19 protein-coding genes and 1 pseudogene are annotated in these 22,949 nt (G+C 71.8%); 9 read left to right on the forward strand and 11 right to left on the reverse strand.

Annotation, left to right across the window (positions count from 1 at the left end):
- Window positions 1–18: 18 nt before the first annotated feature.
- Complete coding sequence (locus Afe05nite_RS19555) at window positions 19–744, forward strand: hypothetical protein (RefSeq protein ID WP_203818580.1); 726 nt, start codon at window positions 19–21, stop codon at window positions 742–744.
- An 82-nt stretch (window positions 745–826) separates the two neighbouring features.
- On the opposite strand, the gene Afe05nite_RS19560 is transcribed toward Afe05nite_RS19555, so the two are convergent.
- Complete coding sequence (locus Afe05nite_RS19560; protein WP_203818581.1) at window positions 827–3,079, reverse strand: IPT/TIG domain-containing protein; 2,253 nt, start codon at window positions 3,077–3,079, stop codon at window positions 827–829.
- 334 nt (window positions 3,080–3,413) lie between these two features.
- On the opposite strand from Afe05nite_RS19560, the gene Afe05nite_RS19565 reads away from it, so the two are divergent.
- The 7 genes from Afe05nite_RS19565 to Afe05nite_RS19595 all read left to right on the forward strand — a co-directional run bounded on the left by Afe05nite_RS19565 (window position 3,414) and on the right by Afe05nite_RS19595 (window position 11,190).
- Entirely contained in the window at window positions 3,414–3,707 is a 294-nt protein-coding gene (locus tag Afe05nite_RS19565; RefSeq protein ID WP_203818582.1) for a DUF1540 domain-containing protein, read from the forward strand.
- 192 nt (window positions 3,708–3,899) lie between these two features.
- Entirely contained in the window at window positions 3,900–4,640 is a 741-nt protein-coding gene (locus Afe05nite_RS19570) for an NUDIX hydrolase (protein ID WP_203818583.1), read from the forward strand.
- Entirely contained in the window at window positions 4,637–5,551 is a 915-nt protein-coding gene (locus Afe05nite_RS19575) for a BUD32 family EKC/KEOPS complex subunit (protein ID WP_203818584.1), read from the forward strand. The genes Afe05nite_RS19570 and Afe05nite_RS19575 overlap by 4 nt, the downstream gene beginning before the upstream one ends.
- A gap of 11 nt (window positions 5,552–5,562) precedes the next feature.
- Entirely contained in the window at window positions 5,563–6,519 is a 957-nt protein-coding gene (locus Afe05nite_RS19580) for a hypothetical protein (protein WP_203818585.1), read from the forward strand.
- A complete protein-coding gene (locus Afe05nite_RS19585) occupies window positions 6,516–7,727 on the forward strand; it encodes an adenylosuccinate synthetase (protein ID WP_203818586.1) in 1,212 nt (403 codons plus the stop codon). Before Afe05nite_RS19580 ends, Afe05nite_RS19585 begins: the two co-directional genes overlap by 4 nt.
- Window positions 7,724–8,635 carry a phosphotransferase gene (locus tag Afe05nite_RS19590; protein ID WP_203818587.1) on the forward strand — a complete coding sequence of 304 codons (912 nt, stop codon included), beginning with the start codon at window positions 7,724–7,726 and terminating at the stop codon, window positions 8,633–8,635. Before Afe05nite_RS19585 ends, Afe05nite_RS19590 begins: the two co-directional genes overlap by 4 nt.
- A gap of 140 nt (window positions 8,636–8,775) precedes the next feature.
- Entirely contained in the window at window positions 8,776–11,190 is a 2,415-nt protein-coding gene (locus Afe05nite_RS19595) for an IPT/TIG domain-containing protein (RefSeq protein ID WP_203818588.1), read from the forward strand.
- 9 nt (window positions 11,191–11,199) lie between these two features.
- On the opposite strand, the gene Afe05nite_RS43885 is transcribed toward Afe05nite_RS19595, so the two are convergent.
- The 7 genes from Afe05nite_RS43885 to Afe05nite_RS19625 all read right to left on the reverse strand — a co-directional run bounded on the left by Afe05nite_RS43885 (window position 11,200) and on the right by Afe05nite_RS19625 (window position 18,116).
- Window positions 11,200–11,529 (reverse strand): multicopper oxidase domain-containing protein, encoded by a 330-nt coding sequence (locus Afe05nite_RS43885; RefSeq protein WP_307835642.1) that lies wholly within the window; start codon window positions 11,527–11,529, stop codon window positions 11,200–11,202.
- Window positions 11,427–12,662, reverse strand: a complete 1,236-nt coding sequence (locus tag Afe05nite_RS19600) for a multicopper oxidase family protein (RefSeq protein WP_239117992.1) — start codon at window positions 12,660–12,662, stop codon at window positions 11,427–11,429. Before Afe05nite_RS19600 ends, Afe05nite_RS43885 begins: the two co-directional genes overlap by 103 nt.
- 4 nt (window positions 12,663–12,666) lie before the next feature.
- Window positions 12,667–13,002, reverse strand: coding sequence for a DUF6220 domain-containing protein (locus Afe05nite_RS19605; RefSeq protein WP_239117994.1), 336 nt, complete (start codon window positions 13,000–13,002; stop codon window positions 12,667–12,669).
- Window positions 13,003–13,187: 185 nt separating this feature from the next.
- Window positions 13,188–14,330 carry a DUF5925 domain-containing protein gene (locus Afe05nite_RS19610; protein WP_239117995.1) on the reverse strand — a complete coding sequence of 381 codons (1,143 nt, stop codon included), beginning with the start codon at window positions 14,328–14,330 and terminating at the stop codon, window positions 13,188–13,190.
- Window positions 14,331–14,463: 133 nt separating this feature from the next.
- Window positions 14,464–14,904 (reverse strand): nitroreductase family deazaflavin-dependent oxidoreductase, encoded by a 441-nt coding sequence (locus Afe05nite_RS19615; RefSeq protein ID WP_203818590.1) that lies wholly within the window; start codon window positions 14,902–14,904, stop codon window positions 14,464–14,466.
- A 9-nt stretch (window positions 14,905–14,913) separates the two neighbouring features.
- Window positions 14,914–16,089 (reverse strand): VWA domain-containing protein, encoded by a 1,176-nt coding sequence (locus tag Afe05nite_RS19620; protein ID WP_203818591.1) that lies wholly within the window; start codon window positions 16,087–16,089, stop codon window positions 14,914–14,916.
- Window positions 16,086–18,116, reverse strand: a complete 2,031-nt coding sequence (locus tag Afe05nite_RS19625) for a DUF5682 family protein (protein ID WP_239118004.1) — start codon at window positions 18,114–18,116, stop codon at window positions 16,086–16,088. The genes Afe05nite_RS19620 and Afe05nite_RS19625 overlap by 4 nt, the downstream gene beginning before the upstream one ends.
- A 31-nt stretch (window positions 18,117–18,147) precedes the next feature.
- On the opposite strand from Afe05nite_RS19625, the gene Afe05nite_RS45105 reads away from it, so the two are divergent.
- Complete coding sequence (locus Afe05nite_RS45105) at window positions 18,148–18,843, forward strand: hypothetical protein (RefSeq protein WP_203818592.1); 696 nt, start codon at window positions 18,148–18,150, stop codon at window positions 18,841–18,843.
- Here the strand turns inward: Afe05nite_RS45105 and Afe05nite_RS45110 are convergent.
- From Afe05nite_RS45110 to Afe05nite_RS19640, 3 genes and pseudogenes are all read right to left on the reverse strand, one after another.
- A pseudogene (locus Afe05nite_RS45110) lies at window positions 18,840–19,145 on the reverse strand (DUF5682 family protein); the annotation flags it as partial. The gene Afe05nite_RS45105 and the pseudogene Afe05nite_RS45110 overlap by 4 nt on opposite strands.
- Window positions 19,138–20,199, reverse strand: coding sequence for an ATP-binding protein (locus Afe05nite_RS19635; protein ID WP_203818593.1), 1,062 nt, complete (start codon window positions 20,197–20,199; stop codon window positions 19,138–19,140). The gene Afe05nite_RS19635 and the pseudogene Afe05nite_RS45110, both read right to left, overlap by 8 nt.
- Window positions 20,196–22,940 (reverse strand): SWIM zinc finger family protein, encoded by a 2,745-nt coding sequence (locus tag Afe05nite_RS19640; RefSeq protein WP_203818594.1) that lies wholly within the window; start codon window positions 22,938–22,940, stop codon window positions 20,196–20,198. The genes Afe05nite_RS19635 and Afe05nite_RS19640 overlap by 4 nt, the downstream gene beginning before the upstream one ends.
- Between the last annotated feature and the right edge of the window lie 9 nt (window positions 22,941–22,949).

The raw sequence follows: 22,949 nt of genomic DNA on the forward strand, positions 1-22,949 counted from the left end.
AACAAAGGGATAGTCGACATGACCATCGAAGACGACGGCGTCGATCAACCGAGAGTCAGCCGCCGCCGTAAACAGATCGCCGGCGTGCTCGGCCTGGCCGCCGTGCTGGGTGGTGGAGCCTATGCGATCACCTCGGAAGCGACCGGGAAATCGTCGACCGCGCAGAATGCCGGCGCCGTCGAGTCCCTCCCGACCGGCGAGGCCGACTCGGTGACGAGTTCCGCCTCCGCCCCGGCTTCCGCGTCCGCCACCGGGAAACAGGCGGGCCCGATCCTGCCGAAGGTGTCCTTGACCGACCCGGTGGTCAAGGAGGAAGTCAGCAAGTCGCCCGAGGAGCGGATCAAGGCGGCCCGGGAGGCGGCGGCCAAGGGCGGTGTGTCGGTCAAGCACCCGCGCACCGCGACGTCGGTCGGATCGCCGGAGGAGGGCGGCGTCACCGAGCAGAACATCGGGTCGCTCAAGGAGGGCGGCTCGATGCGGATCGTCTCCGCCCCGTACGACCTGACCGGCCGGCGGGAGATGCTCTGGGCAGCCGACGGCGGCCACCGGGTCGGCACCGCGAAGTGCACGAACAAGCTCCAGTTGAGCAACGAGGACGAGCCGACGGCGCGGCCGACGTTGCTGCTCTGCTGGCGTACGTCGGCGAAGAAGAGCGTGATCACCGTGGCGGTGGTGCCGACCGGTCGGCCGAACGCCGCCAAGAGCGTCGCGGCGCTCGACAAGCAGTGGAACAAGATGCCCTGACCGGCTTTCCGCGAATCGAACAGCGGCCCGGAGCGAATGCTCCGGGCCGCTGCTATTCGGTGCTATCTGCGGATCTTCCCGATCAGAACGAGGAGACCGTGAAGGTGGAGCCGCTGGAGATCATGCTCTGGATGTAGGTGACATCCGAGCCGTTGGCGCCCACCGCGGTGTTGCTGACGTAGATCAGGTTGTAGGCACCGTCCGGAACCGGCAGGGTCGCCGACAGGACCTGGGTGCTCTCGGTGGTCGGGCCGCCGCTGGCGTTGGCGCTCAGCACACCAGCGGTTCCGCTGGTGTAGGTGAGCAGCTTCTGGCCACCGACGAGCGAGGTCGCGCTCACCAGGAAGCGACCCTCGTCGGCCTTGAGCAGGGGCGTGAGGGCGTTGGCCGCGAGGGCGGTGCTCGCCGCGCTGGTCGTGGTGGTGGTGATGGTCCGGACCAGCGGCGACGAGAACGTGGCGTTGCCCGTCGTGCCGGTGCCGGTGGCGTTGTTCGAGATCAGGACCGTACCGGTGTCGATGTACCGCAGGACGGTCGTGCCGGCCGGCACGTTGGGGCTGGTGACGGTCGTACCGACGAGAGCGTCGGTGAACCCGGTGGCGGAGTCGACCAGGACCCGGCTGCCGGCGGTGGTGCCGATCGTGCCGGAGATGGTCGCGGGCGCCACGGCGGCCACGTAGCCGGCGCCGGTGCTGGCCAGACGCTGGGTGAGGTCGAGCGTGCAGATGACCTCGGTGTCGCTGAGGACAAGCGGGTTACCGCACTCGGCGATCGGCGGGTTGGCGCGGTTGCTGCTCGCGTTCGCCGACGGGTCGTAGGTCCCGCGGGTGAGCACGATGTGCGAACCGGTCAGCAGCGTGTTGCCCCAGGAGGCGCTCTGGAAGCCGACGCCGTTGACGACCAGGTCGATCGCCTTGGTGTTGGGCGCGGTGTTCGGGCTGACCTTGAGCGCCGCGGTGAACGAGAACGCGTTGGACAGCGTGAACGAGCCCGCGTCGGTGGTGAGCACCAGCGCGACGTTGTTGGCCGGCGCGTGCTGCGGCGTGATCGCCGAGAACGCGGTGGCGCTGATCGGCACGATGTTGGTCAGCGCCGTGCCACCCAGGGTGGCGGTGATCTTGCCGGTCTCGATCGGCAGCGCGGTACCGGACACGATGATCTTGCTGCCGCCCAGGGCCGGGCCGGCCTTCGGGCTGATCGCGGTGGCCGACGGCACGGTCGTCAGGGTGTACGGCACGCTGGCGATCAGCGCCCCGCCGCTCTGGTTCGCGTAGACGCAGATGTTCCACGTCGTGGCGGAGTTCGGCGCGTTCGTGAAGAGCGCGGGAACGGTGACCGCCAGGCGCGAGTCGGTCAGCTTGCGAATCTTGCTGGACGCGACCGACTGGCCACCGGTGAGCGTGCTGCCACCGGCCGAGCCGGTGGTGCCCAGGTCCGCGTAGGTACCGGCACACGCCGACGACGTGATGTTCACGCCGGGGGTGTCGTTGCCGGCCAGGAACATGTTGGGCGAGGTGATGTTCAGGCCGTTGAGACCGCCGTACGGGCCGGTGTTCTGGCTGAGGCTGAGCTGGCCGACGTTGTAGGCCGCCTGCGAGATCAGCGCGCTGCTGGTCGCCGTGCCGTTGTAGAGGCAGATGTTGTAGGCGGTCAGCAGGCCGGTCGTGGAGGAGACACCCGACGGCGTGGTCAGCGTCGCGCTGCCGTCCGTGTTCTTGGTGACGGTCGACGTGGTGCCGGTGGTCGGCGTCGCGTAGGTCGCCGTGCAGTCCGCGGTGTTGAACACGGCGCCGATGGTGGTGACGCCGGTGAAGACCGGGTAGCTGGCCTGCGGGGTGATGGTGACCGAGTCGCCACCACCGGTGATACCGGTGGTCGAGCTCAGCGTCGGCACGTAGCCGACGGTGAGCGTGTAAGCGGTGTTGCTGCCCTGCAGCAGGCTGGTGGCGGCGGTGCTGCCGTCGTAGGCGCAGACGTACCACTTCTTGACCGTGCCGTTGGTGCCGGCCGTGGCCGGGGGAACGGTGAAGGTCACCGTGGCCGAGGCGCCGCCGGGCGCGGTGGTCGTGGCGGGCACAGCGGAGGTGCTCGCCGCCACGTACTTCGCGTTACAGCTGGCCGACTGCAGCTCGATCTTGGTCGATGCCGTGAACGGCGTGGCCGAGGTGACGTCGTCGGTCAGCGTGACCGTGTCGCCCGGGGCCGCCACCGGCTTGCTCAGACTGATCGCGGCGAATGCCGCATTGGGGGCGACGAGGAGTGCGGCCGTGACCGCTCCCGTGCCCAGCCCGGCGGCTACGGCAAGCCGTGACCGGGCGAACTTGGACTTGCGCATGCGAGGTCCTCCTACGGGCCCGTTGGGCCACGTCTATGGATGGGTGAGCCCGGACACTCGATGAGCAGTCACGGGCTGTCTCGCCGGAAGCGTAACGATTCGTAGTTGCCTGATAGCTAAGAGTCATGAATTTCATTAGATGTCGGACAAGTTGTCGGCACTAGCACGGATCGAGCGCGTTGTCAGGCGATCCGCGAAATGCGGTTCCGTGGAATTGAGGGTCGCCTTACCTAAATTGTAAATAGTCGCGTGAATTGATCGCGTCGAGTTGGGTAAAGAACGGCCATTGGTTTATCGTCGTGTCGTATCCACGCGAGACCCGAGGGAGCCCGTCATGACGCAGATGATGGAAATGCCGCGCGTTCAGACTTGTACCGTGAGCGCGTGCAGCTACAACCACGACGGTTGTACGGCGTACGCGATCACCATCGGCAGCGCGAGCTCGGCCGAGTGCGACACGTTCTACGAAAGCGCTGAGAAGGGCGGCCTCGGCAGGCCGCTGGCGCAGGTGGGCGCGTGCAAGCGGGCCGAGTGCAAGCACAACGCCGAGCTGGAGTGCAGTGCGCCCGCGATCGTGGTCGGCGAGTCCGGCGACAAGGCCGACTGCCTGACCTACGAAAAGAAGTAATCGCGTTCACGAACCAGCGTCCGGCGCCCCGGGAATGGAGCGCCGGACGCTTTTTGTCGCCCTTTTCCAAAGGTAAGGCATGCCTTTGTTGAGGCGAGGCTAGGAAAAGAAACTTGACGCGTGGCGGTCGCTGAGCTAGGTTGTTCTCAGTTCGAGACAGACTCAAGATGAGAACAACTGAGGAGGCGCGCCATGGGAGAGGAGGAGTTCCTTGCCGGCTACGACGCGCGGGACTACCCGGCCGTCGCGGTCACCGTCGACGTGGTGGCGCTGACCATCCGAGCCGGCCGGCTGTGTGTCCTGCTGGTCGAGCGGGGCGAGCACCCGTTCGCCGGCCACCGGGCGCTGCCGGGCGGGTTCGTCCGGCCCGACGAGACACTCGATGCGGCCGCGCTGCGCGAGCTGACCGAGGAGACCGGCCTGGGCGTGCTCGAGCGGGCTCACCTGGAGCAGTTGAAGACCTACGGCGACCCGGGTCGCGACCCACGCATGCGAGTCCTCTCGGTCGCCTACCTGGCCTTCGCGCCCAGCCTGCCGGAGGCGCGAGCGGGGGGCGACGCCTCGGCGGCCTACTGGGTGCCGGTCGAGGAGGCGTCCGGCCTGGCCTTCGACCACGGCGCGGTGCTGGCCGACGGCCTCGACCGGGCCCGCGCGAAGCTCGAATACACGCCGCTGGCCACCGCGTTCGTCGAGCGCGAGTTCACCATCGGCGAGTTGCGTCAGGTCTACGCCGCGGTGTGGGGCGAGGAACTGCACGCCGGCAACTTCCACCGCAAGGTCCTGTCGGTGCCGGGCTTCGTGGAGAGCACCGGCGGGACCACCGCCAAGGGCGGCGAGCGCGGCGGGCCGCGGGCCAAGCTCTACCGGGCCGGTGACGCGCGCCTGCTGCATCCGGCACTGCTGCGACCGGCCCGCGAGGACGGCATCCGATGATCGACTTCGACGCGGCGGTCGCGCTGATCGACGACCACGACTCGTGGCGATCGCTGGCCGCTTCCCTCGACGCGGAGACCGACGCCGGCGGGGGCGACGAGACGACGTACCGCAAACTGGCCAAGCTGATCCACCCGGACGCCGCCGGTGCGCGACGCGGGGTGACCGCGACGGCGGCTTTCGCCAAGCTCGGCCGGCTCTACGCGGGTCGGGAGGAGGCCGGCCGGGTCGTGTTGAGCGGGGACATCGCCGACCTCACCCGCGTCGGAGCGGTGCTGCGCAAGGTGCCGCGCGAGCCTCGGGACAACGACCTGATGGAGGCCGAGGCGGCGGCGCTGCGACAACTGGCGGACCGGGGCGATCCGAAATACCGGCCCTACGCCCCGAAGCTGATCGACAGCTTCGTGCACGAGGACCCGCGGCGAAACCGGCGGGTGGTCAACGATCTGGAGTTTCTGGCCGGCTTCGTGCCGCTCACCGGCCTGAAGCTGGACTGGCGCGACGCCGCCTGGATGTGGCGCCGGCTGCTGGTCGCGCTGGGCTGGGCGCATCGGGCCGGCGTCGTGCACGGCGCGGTCTTCGAGGAGCACGTGCTGATCCATCCCGGCGAGCACGGCCTCGCGCTCGTCGACTGGTGCTACGCCGTCGCCCGCCCGCAGGCGCTCATCAAAGGCAAGCACTATCCGCCCGAGGTCACCGAAAACCGGGAGAACCTCCCGGCCACCGACATCTACCTGGCCACCGCGCTGATGCGCCGGCTGATCGGCGCGGGCATGCCGGCGCCGCTGAAGCGCTTCGCCGAAGGCTGCATGTTCGACGCGCCGCGCATGCGCCCGCAGGACGCGTGGCGGTTGCTGACCGAGCTCGACGAGATCCTCGGGCCGCGCAAGTTCCGGCCCTTGTCGCTGTAGGAGGAAAAATCATGGGAAGCGGACGCTGGTCCACCGATGTCTACACCGCTGCTGCCAACTACCGCACCGCCAACGGCGCGAGCGCCTTCGCCTACAGCGACGGCGGCGCCAAGAAGGCCCACCCCGCGCTCGACCCGAACGGCGTCGACCGGCGGGAGAGCCGCGACAGCGAAGAACACCCTTTCAGTACGCCCATCGCCGTCCTGTTCGACGTCACCGGCTCGATGGGCTCGGTGCCGCGGGTGCTGCAGACGAAGCTGCCGCAGCTGCTCGGCCTGCTGACCCGCAAGGGCTACGCCACCGACCCGCACATCATGTTCGGCGCGGTCGGCGACGCCACCTGTGACCGGGTGCCGCTGCAGGTCGGCCAGTTCGAGTCGGACAACCGGATGGACGACGACCTGGCTCGCATCGTGCTGGAGGGCGGCGGGGGCGGTCAGAAACGCGAGTCATACGAGCTGGCGATGTACTTCATGGCCCGGCACACCGCGCTCGACTCGCTCGCCAAGCGGGGCCGCCGGGGTTACCTGTTCCTGATCGGCGACGAGATGCCCTACCCACAGGTCAAGCCGGCCGAGGTGCGCCGCTTCATCGGCGCCGAGCTGGGCGAGCCGATGAGCACCGAGGGGATCATCGCCGAGCTGCGCCAGAGCTTCGACATCTACTACATCATGCCGACCGCGGCCGGTTGGGGCGGCGACGCCGAGATCCTGACCCGGTGGCGTGCGCTGCTCGGGCAGAACGTGCTCGAGCTCGACGACCTCGACGCGGTGTGCGAGACCATCGCGGTCACGGTCGGCCTCGGCGAGGACACGATCGATCTCGGCCAGGGGCTCGCCGATCTGGTCGAGGTCGGGTCGTCGGCGGGCGATTCGGTCGGCAAGGCGCTCGCCCCGCTCCAGCGGGGCCCGGTGGTGCGCTCCTCGCTCGACGTGACCGACGCGCCGTCGGGGAACGTGCGGCTGTGAACGAGCACGTCGCGGTGGTCGACCTCGGCTACGGGGACGCCGGCAAGGGAACCGTCGTCGACGCTCTCTGCGCGTCGGCGCCGGTGCGGGCGGTGCTGCGGTTCAACGGGGGAGGGCAGGCCGCGCACAACGTGGTCCTGCCCTCGGGCCGGCACCACACGTTCGCGCAGTTCGGGTCGGGCACCCTGCGCGGGGTGCCCACCCATCTGACCCGGTTCATGGTTGTCGATCCGCTGTCGCTGGCCCTCGAGGCGGCCGCTCTCGGCAACCCGTTCCACCTGCTCACGGTGGATGAGAACGCCCCGCTCGCCACTCCGTGGCATCGGGCGGCCAACCAGCGCCGCGAGGTCGCGCGAGGGGCGGCCCGGCACGGTTCGTGCGGCCTGGGCATCGGCGAGACGATGGCGTACGGTCTGTCGCACGCCGACGCCCCGCGCGCGGGGGATGTCCGTTCCCCGGCCCTGCTCCGCCGCCGCCTCGCGGCGGTCGAGGACTTCTACGGCGCCGACCCGCAGATCTCCCTCGACGAGGTCGTCGACGTCTTCCGCGCTTTCGGGCAAGCGGTGTCGATCGTCGGCGGCGCGTACGTCGACCGGCTGCTCGGCGAGGGTCCGTGTGTCTTCGAGGGCGCGCAGGGGGTGCTGCTCGACGAGTGGCGCGGCTGGCACCCGCACACCACCTGGTCGACGACGACCTTCGACAACGTGGCGGAGCTGTGCCCGTCGTTCGTACGGCTCGGGGTGGTCCGCACCTACACGACGAGGCACGGCGCCGGCCCGTTCGTGACGGCCGACCCCACCCTGGCGTTGCCGGAACCGCACAACGGGGTGGGTGAGTGGCAGGGCGCGTTCCGGGCCGGCCACTTCGACGCCGTCGCCCACCGCTACGCCGTCGAGGTCTGCGGCGGCGTGGACGAGCTCGCGGTCACCCACCTCGACGTGCCGGCCCGCGTTCCCGGCCTGCGCGTCTGCACCTCCTACGACCTCGAGGGCGTCGCGTGGAACCGGATCGTGCCCGGACCCTTCCGCGACCTCGCCTATCAGGAGGGACTGACTACGCTGCTGGCGCGGGCGCGGCCGGGCGCCACCCACCGGCCCGACGACTGGACCGGTGAGATCGGCTCGCTGCTCGGCGCCCCGGTCACCCTCGAGTCGTGGGGCCCGACCGCGGACGACAAGAGGCACGTCGCGGCGAAAGGCTCAGCATGATCGAAGTGACCGCCGGCCTGATCCGGGATCTCCTCCGGGCGCAACGTCCCGACCTCGCCGAGCACCCGGTGCGGCTGGGCGCCCGGGGCTGGGCGGCCCAGCTCTGGCGCCTCGGCGACGATCTCGCCGTCCGGCTCCCGTGGGCCACCGCCGACGCCGGCACGCTGCTGCGTAACGAATACACCTGGGTGCCGGCGCTGGCCCCGGGCCTGCCCCTGCCGGTCCCGGTCCCGCAGTTCCTCGGCGAACCGTCCGACCTCTTCCCGCACCCGTGGCTGATCACCACCTGGCTGCCCGGCACCCCCGCCGATCAGGCCCCGATCACCCGGAACTCAGCCCACTCCCTGGCCGCGTTCCTGACCGCTCTGCACCAGCCCGCCCCCGGCGACGCTCCGACCGGCCAGGACCGCGGCGGTCCGCTGGCCGAGCGGGCCGAGGGTTTCGCCCGAGGTCTGGCCGCGGTGACGGAACTGGGACTGATCGACGACCCGGAGGCGGTGGACGCCGTCTGGCAGGACGCCCTGGAAGCCCCGGCGTGGACCGGCCCACCCCTGTGGCTGCACGCCGACCTGCACGCGGCCAACGTCCTGACCACCGAGGGCGCCTTGAGCGGCATCATCGACTTCGGCGACATGTGCGCCGGCGACCCCGCCTACGACCTCTCCGCCGCCTGGCTCCTGCTCCCCGACGCCGACGACTTGCTCACCGCCTACCGCCCACCCGCCACCGCGGCGCCGGGCCCGGGGCCTGACGGCGCCACGGTTCGGCGGGCTCGGGGGTGGGCCATGGCTCGGGTGCTCAGCGGGTTGCTCATCGGCGATGCCGGCGTGCACGGCCGGCCCGGCGGTAAGGCCGGTTGGGGGCCGCCCGCCCGAGCCGCCCTGGGCCGGCTCCTCGGCCACCGCTAGCCGCCAGTCCGACCTTTCCCCCATCACCTACATTTCGTAAAAGTCATGATGAGCGGGGTTAGGCTTTTTCCGGAGCCGGCCGTCCACCCCCGCAGCGGGTCTCCTCCCACCTCGTCACATTCGTCGTAGGAGAACTCCGCATGCCCTCGTTCCGACTGCTGGCGGCCGGCGTGGCCGGTGCCGCCGCCGTCCTCGTCGCACCGGCGGCCGCCCTCGCCGCGCCCGTCCTCGGGCCGGTGGTCGTGCCGGTCGGCGGCACCGCCACCATCACCGACCCGGCCGCCAACTATCCGAGCACGGTCGCGGTGCAGCTGAACACCGTCGCCTGCCCCGCGAAGATCGCCCTGGCCACGAACACCGGCCCGTGGATCCCCGCGGTCACCGCCAGGACCAGCACCTCGGTCAGCTTCACGGTGCCGACCGGGCCGGTCACCGGCACGAACGGGGCGGTCAAGGCGTACAACGCCTGCGTCTACGACACGGCGGCGGGCAACAGCGCCCTGCAGGGCAGCACCACGCTGTACGTGGGTGCGCCGCTCGCGGTCAGCCAGGCGAGCGGGCCGGCCGGGGGCGGCAACCAGCTCACCGTCACGGCCAGACCCGAGACGCCGGTGTTCACCACCCCGGCAAGCGTGACGGCCACCTTCACGACCGGCTCGTGCGGGGCGACGTTCGGCACCGCCAACCCGGCCAACCTGGTCGCCACCAACGTCACCAAGCAGTCCGCCACCGCGGTCGGCCTCACCGTGCCACCGGGGGTGGTCGCGACCGGCGGGGGCGCGCCGACGGCGTACACCATCTGCCTCTACGACGGTTCCGCCGCGACCGCGGCACTGCTCAGCGCGGCGCCGTACGGCGCCAACGTGGCGACCGTGAACCCGCCCGCCGGGTCGTACCTGGCCAACAACGCCGTCTCGGTGTCGTCGTCGATGCCGTTCCTGACCGGCGTCCCCGCGCCCGGCGTGCTGCTCGTCACCGGCGCCGCCTGCCCGCCCGCCTACAGCACGACGGCGACCGGCCCGGCGCCGGTCGCGCTCACCGGAACCGCGGTCCGCCGGATCACCTCCGGCCGGCTGCTGCTCAACGTGCCGCCGCTGACGCTGACCGGCAACCAGCCGACCCCCTACCAGGTGTGCGTCTATGCGAACAACGCCGGCGGGGCCCTGGTCGCGTCGGCCACCTACACGGCGGCGCTGACCGCGACCCCCACCGCCGTGACGCCGTCGGCCGGGCCGATGTCCGGGGGCAACACCGTCACCGTCCTCGGCACCGACTTCCCGACCGAACCCGGCCGGATCACCGCCACGCTGGGCGGGGTGGCGCTGACCAACATCCAGCTGATAAACGACCGGGCGTTCACCGCGCTCGCCCCGGCACACCCGGCCGAGGACGACGTCACGCTCATCGTGACCACGCCGATGGGCACGCGCACGCTGGTCGGCGCGTACTCGTACCTCAATATGATCAAGGCCGCGCCGAACACCGCGCCCAGCAGTGCCGGCAACGTGGACGTGGTCCTGCAGGGCAGCAAGTTCCTGTCGATCCCGTTCGGTGCCGCCGGCACCGCGGCCCGGATCTTCCTCGTCGACGGTGTCTACAACGGCGCCGACGCCGGGGACGGCAGCCGGGCCAACGGTCCGGTCGCCGAATGCGGTGACGTGCTGCCGATCACCGACGAGGAACTCGTCTGCACCCTCCAGCTGGGCCGCCGGTTCAACGCGGCCGGCACCGGCTACTTCGACCCGGCGACCTACGCGAACAACGTGGACGACGCCAACGTCATCGCCGGAAGCCGCCTGGTCACCTCGGGGGCGGGCCGGTTCAACCGCAACGACACCGGATTGCCGGTCACCTCGCCGAACCAGCAGCTGAGCCCGGGCCTCACGATCAGCGCCGTGCTCAGCCCCACCCGGGCCCTGCTCTCCAAACCGGCCACCGTCGGCGGCTACCTGCCCCTGGCCATCGGTGGGCCGCTGCGCGGGTTCGGCAACGCGCTGATCACCACCGCCGGAAGCGCGACGGTGAGCCTCATGCCGGGCTGGACCTTCACCAAGGCCGACGTCGGTCGCGTCTTCGGCAACACGACCGGGATCGCGAACGGCACCTCGATCCTGTCGATCGGCCCCGGCGGCACCACCGCCACCCTGTCGGCGCCGGCCACCGCCGGCACCACGTTCACGCTCACCGGCGTCACCGCGACCGACGGCTCCACCGTGATCACCAGCGCCGCGCTGACCGGCAACGAGGCGCCCGCCATGATCGGCACCAACTCGCTCGGCATCCCGGTGGGCAGCTCGATCATGTCGGTCAACCCGGCCGGCGGCGGCGCCGTGGGCAGCGCCACGATCTCCATGCCGGCGGTCGGCGGCGGAACGGGCAGCCTCACTCTCAGCCGGCAGAGCAACGCCATGCTCTTCGGCGCCACACCGGTGCCGAACGGCTCCTACCACCTGACCGTCGTGAGCAACGGCGCGCCGGACGCCGCTCTCACCGATCCCGACTACTTCCAGACCGACGTGACGAGCAGTTCCACGTTCACGGTCGCGCCGTTCTGACGCGACCGCTCACTCCGGCCGGTTACCGGCGTCGCCACCCACCCGGTAGGGCGTGGTGACGCCGGTGTAGGCCAGGTGGGCGAGCAGGCCGTCGGCCGCGTGCTCCAGGTTGTGACAGTGGTCGACCCAGATGCCGGGGTTGTCGGCGACGAACGCGATCTCGTAGGTCTCGTCGTCGCCGACATCCAGCGAGTCGAACCACCACGGACTGCCGGTGGCCTTGACGCCGTTGCGGCTCAGCACCACGGCGTGGTGGCCGTGCAGGTGCATCGGGTGCACCTCGCCGCTGGTGTTCGCGATGGTCGTCCGGACGATGTCCCCGGTCGACACCATGAACATCGGCACGTCGGGGAAGAGGTGGCCGTTGATCGACCACCACAGGCCGGGCTTGCGTCCATGAAGCCCGCGCGGCGCCCGATCCGGTAGTCGAAGTTGCGATCGGCCTTGGCCGGATCGAACCCGAGGCCGGTGGCCACCCCGTAGCTGAGCAGGTCGACCGTCTGCGCCGGCCCGCCCGCCGGGCCGGCATCACCCTGGCCGCCGGCACCGCTGCCGCTCCCACTGCCGTCGGCGGTGGCGAGGGCCGCACCCGCGCCCACATCGAGCCGCACCCGGCCGTCGGCGGGTACGACGAGGTCGACGTCGATCCGCCCGCCGGCGGCCACCACGACCGACCTGTCCGTGACCTCCGGGGGCTGCTCGACGGCCCGGCCGTCGATCGCGCTGACCCGGTAGCTCGCGCCGGTCACCCAGGCACGAAGCGGCCCCGCATCGGTGTTGAGCACGCGGAGTCGGACTGTCCGGCCGGGTTCGGCGCGCTCCAGCCGCACCACGCCGGGCCGTCCGTTGACGGTGCGGCGCCCGTCATAGGTGTGCACCGTGACCACCTGATCGACGTCCGGCGGCCGAGCCGCCGGGTCGGTGATCACGAGCGCGCCGAGCAGGCCCTTCCTCACCTGCTCGTGGCCGACCTGGTGCGAGTGGTACCAGTAGGTGCCCGCGTCCTGGGCGGTGAACCGGTAGACGTGGCTGCGCCCCGGCCCGACCGCGTCCTGGGTGACCCCGGCGACGCCGTCCTCCGCGTTGGGCACGTCGAGGCCGTGCCAGTGCAGCGTGACGCCGTCACCGACGTTGTCGTTGACCAGTGTCACCTGCACCAGTTGGCCCTTGGCCGCGCGAATCTCCGGCCCCGGCGAGCTCCCGTTGACCGTGTACCGGCCGTTCTCGACGCGCACGGTCAGCGTGACACTCACTTCGGGGTTGCCCGCACTCGGCCCGGTCAGGGTCGCCACGTCGAGGCCCCCGGGGCCGTGCGAATGGCCGCCGGACGGCCCGCCACCGAAGTCGGCATAACCCATCGTGGCCATGTCGTAGGTGTCCGGAACCAGGCTCTGCTGCCAGAAATAGCCGAGCGGACCCAGGACCGCCGGTGCCGCCCCCACGGCGATGCCGGCCTTGACGGAGTCGCGCATCCGCTTACGCGGCGACCGGCTGCGCCGCCGAGCCGGCGAGCCGGGCCTTGCGCATGGCGATCGAGGCGACCGCGGCGAGGGCGAACGCGTTTATCGCGTGCAGCACACCGACGAACGGGAGCGCCTTGCCCGCGTACGCGAGAAGGATTTGAAGCACCAGGACGCCGAACGTGATCGCCGCCCACTTGACGCCGCCCGGAATGCGGGCGAAGAACGCCACGATCAGGAAGGCCAGGGCGACCAGCGGGATCACCATCTCGCCGAGCACCTGGTGCAAGGCGAGGCCGCCGTTCTCGGTGTCCTTCGTGTAGAGAACGCCGTCGTCGGTTCGGTGCACCATATCGAAGAGTGCAAATGCGATGGCGGCCGTCTGGATGACGACTCCAGCGGCAATGATCATGGCAAGGACCCGGTAGACAGCGCGCACGACTTCCCCCTCAGCAGTGTGTCGCGTGAGCCTGAACGCGCCATATTCTGCCCCGGCGGGGAAGAGTGTCCTCGGTGACCCTCAGGTTACGCACAGCGTCACAGGTACATTCCGGTCGGCGGCGTCGTGGTCGGAACCGTCACCGGCTGAGCGCCGGTCCGCAACGCGTACAGCTGCGCGAGGGTGGCCCCCTCGGAGCCGATCCCGCTCGGTGAGCCCAGCCACTCGCTCGCCTCGGCGTAGGGGAGCCGGCCCACTTCGATGCTGGCCAGGCAGCGTCCCGGTCGGACCACCGCGGGGTGCAGGCTCGCCAGGTCCTCGTTGGTGGTGATCGCGATGAGCGCGTTGCGGCCCTGACCGAGCAACCCGTCGGTGAGGTTGAGCAGCCGCGACAGCGACTGGCCGGCGCTCGCCTTGGCCTCCCCGCTGATCAGCTCGTCGCAATCCTCGAGCATGAGCAGGCGCCAGCGCGGCTCGTCCTCGTCGCCACTGCCCAGCGCCACACTCATCAGGTAGGCCGGGTCGTTGAACAGCCGCTCCGGGTCCAGCACACAGTCGACCTGGCACCACGTGCGCCACTGCTGGGCGAGGGCCCGCAACGCCGTCGTCTTGCCGGTGCCCGGCTCGCCGTACAGCAGCAGGAGCCGCCCGTTGACCACCGAGCCGTCGAGCGTCATCAGCTTGTCGAGGGTCTGCGCCACCGGCGACGCGTAGTTGCCCCGGATCTTGTCCCAGGGCGCGGCGTCGATCTCCCGCTGCACGCGGCGCGGTCCGTGCGGACCGAAATGCCAGAATCCGATGGGTACGGAATCGGTGGTCGGTTCCGGTTCCTCGACCGCGTTGTCCTTCACCGTGTCGAGCACCGACTCGGCCAGTTCGGACGTCACCGCGGTGACCGTGATGCGGGCGCGCCGGCTCTGCCTCCAGCGCGTGACGTGCAGCGTCCAGCCGTCGCCGACGGAGAGCCGGCTCTGCCCGTCGTCCTCCACCGCGTCACGCACGATCTGCGCGTCGTCGCTGGACAGCGGGGCGTCGGCGCGCACGTTCTCCAAGTACGTGCTGCGGCCGAACGGCTCCCGCCCGGTCGCGAAGGCGTCGAGCGCAAGCAGGTCGACCACGTCCACCAGCCGGTCGGCGTCATCGACGGAACCGGACAGCGGCAGGGCGCCGTGGGCCGGCGAGGTCACCGACTCCACAGCCCGCCCGGCATGCCGGTCGACAGCCTGATGGGGAGTACGCATCCTGCGATGATCGTCCATCGATGGCCCGGTGGCATCCGGTTTTCCCGAGGTTCCCCCTCGGCTCGTCCCAGCCCGGCCGGCGGCTCAGCCCAGCCGGCCAGGCGGCTCGTCGCAGCCCGGCCGGCGGCTTTTCTCAGCCGGGCCGGCGGCTCAGGACGAAGACCGGGATCAGCCGGCTGGTCTTGGTCTGGTAATCGGCGTAGTTGGGGAACGCCTCGACCGACCGCTTCCACCACAGGTCCCGTTCCTCCCCGGAGACCTCGCGGGCCAGGTAGTCGTGCTTCTCCACGCCGTCCTGCAGCTCGACGTGCGGTTGCTTGCGCAGGTTGTAGACCCACACCGGGTTCTTCGGCGCCCCGCCGAGCGAACCGACCACGGCGTACTCACCGTCGTGCTCCACCCGCATCAACGCCGTCTTGCGTAGCTTGCCGGTCTTCGCGCCCACCGAGGTCAGCACGATGACCTGCATGCCTTGCAACTCGTTGCCCTCGGTCCCGCCGGACGCCTCGATCTTCTCGGCCTGTTCCCGAGCCCAGTCGGATGTGCTCGGTGCGTACTCTCCGCTCAATGGCATTGATCCATTTTACGACCCGGTGTTCTGGAGCCGTTCGGCGAAGGCCTTGAGGTCCCGCCGCTCGATCGCCGCCGCCATCAGATCGGGAAACGCGTCCGGGGTGCACGCGAAGGCCGGCACCCCGAGGGCGGCGAGCGCGGCCGCGTTCTCATGGTCGTACGCCGGTGCCCCCTCGTCGGAGAGCGCGAGCAGGACGACCACCTGCACCCCCGCCGCGGTCATCTCGGCCACCCGCCGCAGCATCTGCTCGCGCACCCCGCCCTCGTAGAGGTCGCTGATCAGCACGAAGACGCTGTCCCGCGGCCGGGTGATGAGCTGCTGGCTGTAGGCGATGGCCCGGTTGATGTCGGTGCCCCCGCCGAGCTGGGTGCCGAACAGCACCTCGACCGGATCGCTGAGCTGCTCGGTCAGATCGACGACGGCGGTGTCGAAGACGACGAGCGAGGTGCGCAGCGACCGCATCGACGCGAGCACCGCCGCGAACACTCCCGAGAACACCACCGACGCGGCCATCGACCCGGACTGGTCGACGCAGAGCACGACATCACGCTGCACGGCAGTGGTCCGCCGCCCGTACCCGACGAGCCGCTCCGGAATCACCGTGCGGTGCTCGGGCTGATAGTGCTTCAGGTTGGCCCGGATCGTCCGGTCCCAGTCGATGTCGGCGTGCCGGGGCCGGTTGATCCGGGCGGCCCGGTTGAGCGCCCCACTGACCGCCGCCAGGGTCTTCTGCGTGATCCGTTTCTCCAGCTCGTCGACCACCTGCCGAACCACCTGCCGGGCCGCCTCCTTGGTCTTGGCCGGCATCACCCCGTTCAGCGAGAGCAACGTGCCGACCAGATGGACGTCCGGTTCGACGGCCGCCAGCATCTCCGGCTCCAGCAGCAGCCGGGTGAGGTCGAGCCGCTCGATCGCGTCGGACTGCATCACCTGCACCACAGTCGACGGAAAATACTCCCGGATGTCGCCGAGCCAGCGGGCCACCTTGGGCGCCGACCCACCGAGCCCCGCCGACCGTTTGCTGCCGGTCCCGGGATCCCCGGCTCGGCCCGCGTCGTAGAGCGCCGCCAGCGCCGCGTCCATCGCCCCGTCGCGCCCGTCAGCCGACCCGAGCGCTTCCTCCGCCGCCCCACCGAGCACCAGCCGCCACCGCCGTGCCCGCTCCGGCCCACTCTCCGTACTCATCGCGCCCCTTCCCCGACCCGTCCCGCGCTGTCGCCTTTCCCCGGGCTGTCGCCTGTCCCCGCGCTGTCGCCCGTCCGCCGGCCATGGCCCGTCCCCGCGCCTGCGGCCATCGCGCCGGCGGTGATCTCGGCCGCGTTGATCGCGCCGGCGTTGATCGCGCCGGCGTTGATCGCGCCGGCGTTGATCGCGCCCCCGTTGATCTCGGCGGCGTTGATCTTGTGGCCCAGCAGGGCACTCAGTGTGGGCAGCACCAGGTCCGCCGCCGCCGGGTCGAAGCCGAGCCCACCCTCGAGCACGACCGCCCGCTTCCCGGAGATCCGCTCGCCGATCGCCCGCCGTTCCCCGGCCTCGAACGCACCGAACGTGCGCCGCAGCAACGGCAGAACGTTGTCGAACGCGGCGGCCGGAATGTCGGCAAGCCATTCGTCGAGCAGCCCCAGCAGCTCGTCGTCGTGCACGAGCAGGAGCCCACCGCCGGAGAGGAAACCCTCCACCCAGGCCGCCCCGTGCGCCGGCGGCGTGCCGACGGTCAGCGGCAGCCGAAGCCGCCGGCGAACCTCGGCCGCGTCGAGCCGCCCCGCGTCCATCAGCAGCCGGGTGAGCCGCCCGGCCAGCAGCCCGTGCAGGTCCCCCCGCCCGGCCAGCGACGCCAGCGTGGCGAGCCAGCGCTCGCGCAGGTCGTCGTCGGACAGCAGCCCGATCGCCGAGTGCACCCCGTCGATCCGGTCACGCAGCACGGCGGCCGCCTCGTCGGAGACCGACCCGACCACCGACGGCAGCCCCGCGCAGACCCGGGTGAGCAGGCTCGCCGTCACGGTCGCGAGCCCGGCCACATCGGTCTGCCGCACATCGCCGTAACGCAGCGTCCGCGCGAGCGCCGGAATCGCCGCCATCAGATGGTTGACGTCGGCGTCGAGCGCCGCGCGCGTGTCGAGCGCCGCCAGCACCCGCGGATAAGCGCCGCCGAGATCGCCCAGCAGGCAGGTCTCCACCAGCGCGGTCACCTCGGCGAGCGTCTCCGCGTCGGCCGCCGCCTTGATGACCTTGCTGGTCGCGGCGGCGACCACGGTGGTGCCGAACATGCTGCTCTCGACCAGCCGTACCGCGAATTCGGGCTGCCATCGCAACCGCCACTCCTCGCGGAACGTGCCTGTCCCCCCGCGCCGGGCCGGCGGCGGCTGCCCCCACGGCACGTCGAGCACGCGCAGCCGATGCAGCAGCCGGCTGCGCCCGAGCCCGATCTCCTTGCGAAGGTCAAGTTCAAGATCCTGATCCAGGGCCGAGGGCTTCAGCCGCAGCGCGCGCTGCTGCGCGGCGAGATCTTTGGCCAGGGGTACGGCGGGCATGTCCTCCGGTACGCCACCGAGCCGCTCACCGACCACAAGCCGGTTGTTGATGAGGTTGACGCGCAGCGGCTCCCCGTCGCACAGGACCGCTTCCGCCGCCTCGGTCACTTCGGCCAGCCCCGCAAGCGGCCGCCCGCGAATCGTCGCCAGTGCTTCGGCCAGCCGGGTCGCCTCGATGACGTGCGCCGACGAGGTGGGCACCCCTTCCGCCCGCAGCACCCCGGCCGCATCGACGAGCCACCGGGGAACGACCTCGTCCGCAGTGGCGAACAGGTGGTGGTACCACCCCGGCGAACGCACCCCCGCCCCGTAACCGGACCCCGAGGCCAGCCGCCCATAGGTCCACGGCACCCACGTGAACGCCACCTTCGCCTTACGCCGCCCCTTGAGCAGCGCCGCGTCGTCCTTGGCCGCAACCTTCCGGGTCAGCGCCGGCACATGCCAGGCCCCGCACACCACCGCGATGTCGTCGTAGTGCTTGCGCGTCTCCCGCAGCACGGTCCGCATGTAAGCCTCGCGAACCAGGTCATCGGGATCCTCCGGAAAAGACTCCCGGATAGCGGTCATAGCCTCGGCGATCCCTTCGAACGCCGGCATCCCCCGATGCTCGACCACGTCCTCCCACCACCGCTCCGGGTCGTCGTACCCCGCCGCCGCAGCCAACTCCCCGATCGGATCCACCGGCCGCACCCGAACATCCCCTTCTCCAACCATGCCCGGCGCCGCATCGCCGCTCTCCACCTCCCCGGTTCCCGCCACCCCAGCCGGGCTCCCGCTCGGTGCGCTCCCGGTTGATGTGCGCGGGCTTGATGGGCTCGGGATTGATGGGCTCGCACTGGTCGGGCTCGCACTGGTCGGGGTCGTGCTGGTCCGGTTCGCGCCGGGAGGTGTCGTGCTGGCCGGGCTCGCGCCGGGCCGGGTCGCGTCGGGCGGGGTCGCGCTTGACGAAATCGCGCTGGATGAGATGACGCCGGGCAATGCGGCGCGGGGTGCGGGGGCGCTGGATGAGGGGGCGCTGGATGAGGGGGCGCTGGGCTGGGCCTCGCTGGGGACGGGGGAGCTAGCACCCGCAGGAGCTGAGCAGGACCGGGCCTCGCTGAGCGGGGGCGCGCTGGATGAGACGGCGCCGGCCGAACCAGCACGGATCGACGTCGCGCCGGTCATGGCCTCGCCGAACTGGGTCGCGCGCGGTGAAACGGCGTCGCGCAGGGTCGCGCCGGGCGGGGTCGCGCTGGGTGGGATGGGGCCGGGACGGAGTGAGGCGGCGCCGGGCGAGGTTGCGTTGCTGGGAGCGGCGCCGGCGGGGGACGGGTCGGCGGGGGCGGTGCTCGGGTGGTCGGGGGACGCGGGCGGTGTGCGGGCGGGGGTGGGGGAGCGGCGGGGGGGGGGGTCGCTGGTCAGGCGATAGGCGAAGGGGAGGTCGAAGAAGCGGACGGGGATGTCGTGGGTGACGGCCCAGTGGATGGCCTGCCACTCCGGGGAGAAGACGGCGAACGGCCAGAAGGCGGCGCGGGCGGGGTCGTCGGGGGCGTAGCCGAGCAGGGCCACGGGGGGCTCCAGGGCTGGGTCGGCGACCCATTTGAGCAGGTCGTCGGCTTCTGGGGGGCCCTCCACGAGGAGGATCTGGGGTGGGTGCTCGGTGAGGGAGGCGACCACGGCGCGGGCTGAGCCGGGGCCGTGGTGGCGGATGCCGTAGAGGTGTTCAGGCATCGCGGGCGGCCCGGTAGAAGTCGAGCCAGTCGGGGCGTTCGCGGACGACTGTCTCGAGGTATTCGCGCCAGACGACGCTGTCGGACACCGGGTCCTTCACGACGGCACCGACGATGCCGGCGGCCACGTCGGCGGGGTGCAGGGTGCCGTCGCCGAAGTGCGCGGCCAGGGCCATGCCGTTGGTGAGCACGGAGATGGCCTCGGCGGTGGAGAGCGTGCCGGTGGGGGATTTCAGCTTGGTACGGCCGTCCTCGGTGAGGCCGCCGCGCAGCTCGCGGAAGACCGTGACCACGCGACGGATCTCCTCGAGGGCGGTCGGCACCTCGGGCAGGTCGAGTGATCTGCCGAGCTGGGCCACCCGGCGGGCGACGATCTCGACCTCCTCGTCGGCGGAGGCCGGCATCGGCAGGACCACTGTGTTGAACCGGCGGCGCAGGGCGCTGGACAGTTCGTTGACGCCGCGGTCGCGGTCGTTGGCGGTGGCGATCAGGTTGAAGCCGCGCTGGGCCTGGATCTCGGTGTTGAGCTCGGCGACCGGCAGCGTCTTCTCGGACAGGATGGTGATCAACGCGTCCTGCACGTCGGACGGCACCCGGGTGAGCTCCTCGAGCCGGGCGATCGTCCCGGTCTGCATGGCGCGCATGATCGGGCTGGCCACCAGCGCGGCCTCGGTGGGACCCTCGGCGAGGAGACGGGCGTAGTTCCAGCCGTACCGGATGGCTTCCTCGGCGGTGCCGGCGGTGCCCTGCACCAGCAGCGTCGAGTCGCCCGAGATGGCCGCGGCGAGGTGCTCGGAGACCCACGTCTTGGCGGTGCCGGGCACGCCCAGCAGCAGCAGTGCGCGGTCGGTGGCCAGGGTCGCGACGGCGACCTCGACGAGGCGGCGCGGGCCCACGTATTTCGGAGTGATCTTGGCACCGTCGCCGAGGAGGTAGGTCACCACTGCCTGCGGGGAGAGTCGCCACCCCGGCGGGCGGGTGCGGTCGTCGGCCGCGGCGAGCAGGGCCAGCTCTTCAGCGTATTGATCCTCGGCGTGCGGGCGCAGCGCGGTCACTGGAACTCCTGAGACATCTCGTGGCGGAAGGTGAGCGTGCGGGCGAGGTCGGCGACCGGACGCACCCGCGACTGGTCGGCCGGTTCTTGATCGAGCTGGACGGCGAGGCGGCCGACCAACTCGGCGTAGGTCGGGGGCATGGCGATCGAGGCCGACCGGCAGAGCTCGCCGAGCTGCCAGGTGTGCCGGTCGGTGCGGGCGCGGTGGGCGATGGTCTCGAGCACCGCGACGGAGAGCTCCTCGGGCCAGGCGCCCGGGTGGATGGCCAGCAGCCGGTGTGCCATGCCGTCCTCGCGGCGCAGCGCGTCGGCGGCGAGCCGGCCCAGCTCGACCGGTGGCAGCACCAGGTGCAGGTCCCACCGGACGGACTCGCGCAGGTTGCCGCCGGCCCCGCCGAGCAGCGCGGTCGCCCACCCGGCGTGGTTCTGCGCGACGGCGGCCTTGGCCCACCCGTGCACCAGCGCGCTCTCCCAGTCGTTGCCGTGGGCGAGGCGCAGCATCACGGCCGGGTCGGACGACCAGATCGACAGCGGTGCGCCGGCCAGGATCTCCTCGAGCAGCCAGGCGCTGACACCGAGGCCGCGAGCCGGGGTCGCGGCCACACCGTCGCGCCGCAGGCCGGTGTCGAGGTCGTCGGGCGGCGTGACGACGAGCCGTCCCGCGTCGAGCCGCACGGCCGCCTGGGCGCGCTGGGCCATCCGCGCCCCGAGCGCCGAACCCGGCAGGGTGCGCAGCAGGTCGAGGGCGGCCTCGCGAACCTCCTTGCGGCGGTCGTCGAGGGCCTGGTCGAGGAACGGGTCGTCGGCGCTGGACAGGCCGGTGCCCAGGACGGTCACGAACCGCGCTCGATCGTCTGACGACTCCTGCGCCCAGGACTTCTCGAGCAATTCCCGGGCGGCGGCGGGGTCTCGGCGGCGCAGCTCGGTCAGATGGCCGAGACGCTCGCCGACCGTGCCCGTCGCCCAGGCCTCGGGCGCGGCGTCGGCCGCCGACTCGTCGCGCAGCCAGCCCCAGTCGGCGCGCATGCCGGCCAGCCAGGCGCCGCGCCGCCCAGCCACCCGGGCCAGGGCGGGGCGGATCATCGAGTTGCGGCGTCCCGCGTCGAGCAGGGCGGGCAGCACCACCGGCGGCACGTGGCCGCCGGTTGCGGCGGCCAGGTCGAGCCACTGGGCGAGGAGTTCCTGGGCGAGCTGGGCGCCACCGGGCACGCCCTCACCGAGGATGCGCCCCAGGCGCCGGCCGGCCGCCTCGGGCAGCGGTGGGGTGGTCTCCGGCGGAGCCGGCGGGATCGGGGTGTGGCCCGAGGCGGCCGGGGTCAGGCCGGCTCGGCGCCGGGTCAGGGCCACCGCTGCCGCTTCCAGCAGGCCCGGCCACGGCCGGCGAGCGGTGCCGACCAGGGCGGCGGCGAGCAGGTCGGGCGGGAGCTCGGGCTCGCGCGGCGCACCCGAGTCGAGCCCGGCCGGGGCGGCCGGGACGAACCGGCCGTCGTGCCAGGCGGCGAGCGGGCGCAGGCCGGTCGGCGACCACTCCGCCGCCACCACCGCCGGGGTGGCTCCGGCCGTGGCGAGCAGCCACCAGGGCTCACGGTGCGCGGTGCCGAGGGGCAGCGCGGCCCCGGACTCGTCGACCAGCCAGCCGTCGTCGCTCGGCGTGACCCCGCAGAGCAGCACCGGAGCGTCGACGCGCCACGGCTCGCCGGCCAGCATGGCGGCCCACCCGGCGAGAGCCTCGGCCAGGGGTGTCGCCCCCGCCGGCCGGGCGAACGGAGTGGCGGCGCTGTCCCGCGACGCGACCAGGGCGCGCAGCGGGGCCGCGCCGGGATAGAACGTGAGGTCGCCGCGGAACTCGGTGCCCGGGACCAGGTCGGAGACGAGCGGCTGGCCTCCCGCGGCGAACGCGAGAACGAGCGCGAACCGGCCGGTCGACGAGCCGCGCAGCCACGTGCGGCGGGTAGTCAGATTGCCGTCGTCGGACTCGGCCTGGCCGAGCACCTGCCACCGGTCGGAAACCCGAGGCCCGGCGAGCACCTCCTCGGTGCTGACCGGGAAACCGACCCGGCTGCGGACGGTGGCGGCCAGCGCGGGCGGCAGCTCGCCGAGCCGGTCGTAGCCCGCGACCAGCAGGTGCAGCAGCGCCAGCTCACCGAGCAGCCGATCGGCCCAGTGCGGGCCGATGCCGGCGATCGAGCCGAGTCGCCGGACCGCCCCCGCGGCCCCCGGGGCCTGGGCGTCGACGAGCCGCGCCGCCATGGTGTCGAACGGCTTGGAGCCGCCACGCTGGGCGCCGGCCAGACCCTGGCGCACCTGGTCGTCGAGCCAGCGGGCCAGCTCGGCCAGGCCGCCGGCGACCCGCTCGGCCCGCTGCTCGGCTCGTTTCGCGGCGGCGGCCGGATCGGGCGTGGACTCGGCTCGCGGCTTGGCCGCCTTGGCCGCCCGAGCCGCCTGCCACGCACGCGCGAACTCGGACGCCGGCGCGTCGGACACATCGGACTCGGCCCAGAGCAACAGCAGGCCGAGCGAGTGCTTGCACGGGATCTTGCGGCTCGGGCAGGAGCACTTGAACGCCGGCCCGGCGAGGTCGACGCACACCTGATAGTTGCGGCAGCGGCCCCAGAGAATGTCGTCGAGCCGCCCCGACTCCGACCAGGAGCCGGGAGCGGACAGGCCGCGCGCCGTTCGCACCGACGCCGGGTCGGGTGCGAGCGTCTCGACCTGGGCGGTGGACCACTTCTCAACGGGCACGGGCAAACC

The organism is Paractinoplanes ferrugineus (assembly GCF_016862195.1).
Lineage (GTDB): Bacteria > Actinomycetota > Actinomycetes > Mycobacteriales > Micromonosporaceae > Actinoplanes > Actinoplanes ferrugineus.

What these genes read in the sequence shown, in the direction of transcription:
- Afe05nite_RS19555 (WP_203818580.1), top strand. Translation starts at nt 19, where the DNA reads ATGACCATCGAAGACGACGGCGTCGATCAACCGAGAGTCAGCCGCCGC.
- Afe05nite_RS19560 (WP_203818581.1), bottom strand. Translation starts at nt 3,079, where the DNA reads ATGCGCAAGTCCAAGTTCGCCCGGTCACGGCTTGCCGTAGCCGCCGGG.
- Afe05nite_RS19565 (WP_203818582.1), top strand. Translation starts at nt 3,414, where the DNA reads ATGACGCAGATGATGGAAATGCCGCGCGTTCAGACTTGTACCGTGAGC.
- Afe05nite_RS19570 (WP_203818583.1), top strand. Translation starts at nt 3,900, where the DNA reads ATGGGAGAGGAGGAGTTCCTTGCCGGCTACGACGCGCGGGACTACCCG.
- Afe05nite_RS19575 (WP_203818584.1), top strand. Translation starts at nt 4,637, where the DNA reads ATGATCGACTTCGACGCGGCGGTCGCGCTGATCGACGACCACGACTCG.
- Afe05nite_RS19580 (WP_203818585.1), top strand. Translation starts at nt 5,563, where the DNA reads ATGGGAAGCGGACGCTGGTCCACCGATGTCTACACCGCTGCTGCCAAC.
- Afe05nite_RS19590 (WP_203818587.1), top strand. Translation starts at nt 7,724, where the DNA reads ATGATCGAAGTGACCGCCGGCCTGATCCGGGATCTCCTCCGGGCGCAA.
- Afe05nite_RS19595 (WP_203818588.1), top strand. Translation starts at nt 8,776, where the DNA reads ATGCCCTCGTTCCGACTGCTGGCGGCCGGCGTGGCCGGTGCCGCCGCC.
- Afe05nite_RS43885 (WP_307835642.1), bottom strand. Translation starts at nt 11,529, where the DNA reads ATGTTCATGGTGTCGACCGGGGACATCGTCCGGACGACCATCGCGAAC.
- Afe05nite_RS19600 (WP_239117992.1), bottom strand. Translation starts at nt 12,662, where the DNA reads ATGCGCGACTCCGTCAAGGCCGGCATCGCCGTGGGGGCGGCACCGGCG.
- Afe05nite_RS19605 (WP_239117994.1), bottom strand. Translation starts at nt 13,002, where the DNA reads ATGGTGCACCGAACCGACGACGGCGTTCTCTACACGAAGGACACCGAG.
- Afe05nite_RS19610 (WP_239117995.1), bottom strand. Translation starts at nt 14,330, where the DNA reads ATGCGTACTCCCCATCAGGCTGTCGACCGGCATGCCGGGCGGGCTGTG.
- Afe05nite_RS19615 (WP_203818590.1), bottom strand. Translation starts at nt 14,904, where the DNA reads ATGCCATTGAGCGGAGAGTACGCACCGAGCACATCCGACTGGGCTCGG.
- Afe05nite_RS19620 (WP_203818591.1), bottom strand. Translation starts at nt 16,089, where the DNA reads ATGAGTACGGAGAGTGGGCCGGAGCGGGCACGGCGGTGGCGGCTGGTG.
- Afe05nite_RS45105 (WP_203818592.1), top strand. Translation starts at nt 18,148, where the DNA reads ATGCCCGGCGCCGCATCGCCGCTCTCCACCTCCCCGGTTCCCGCCACC.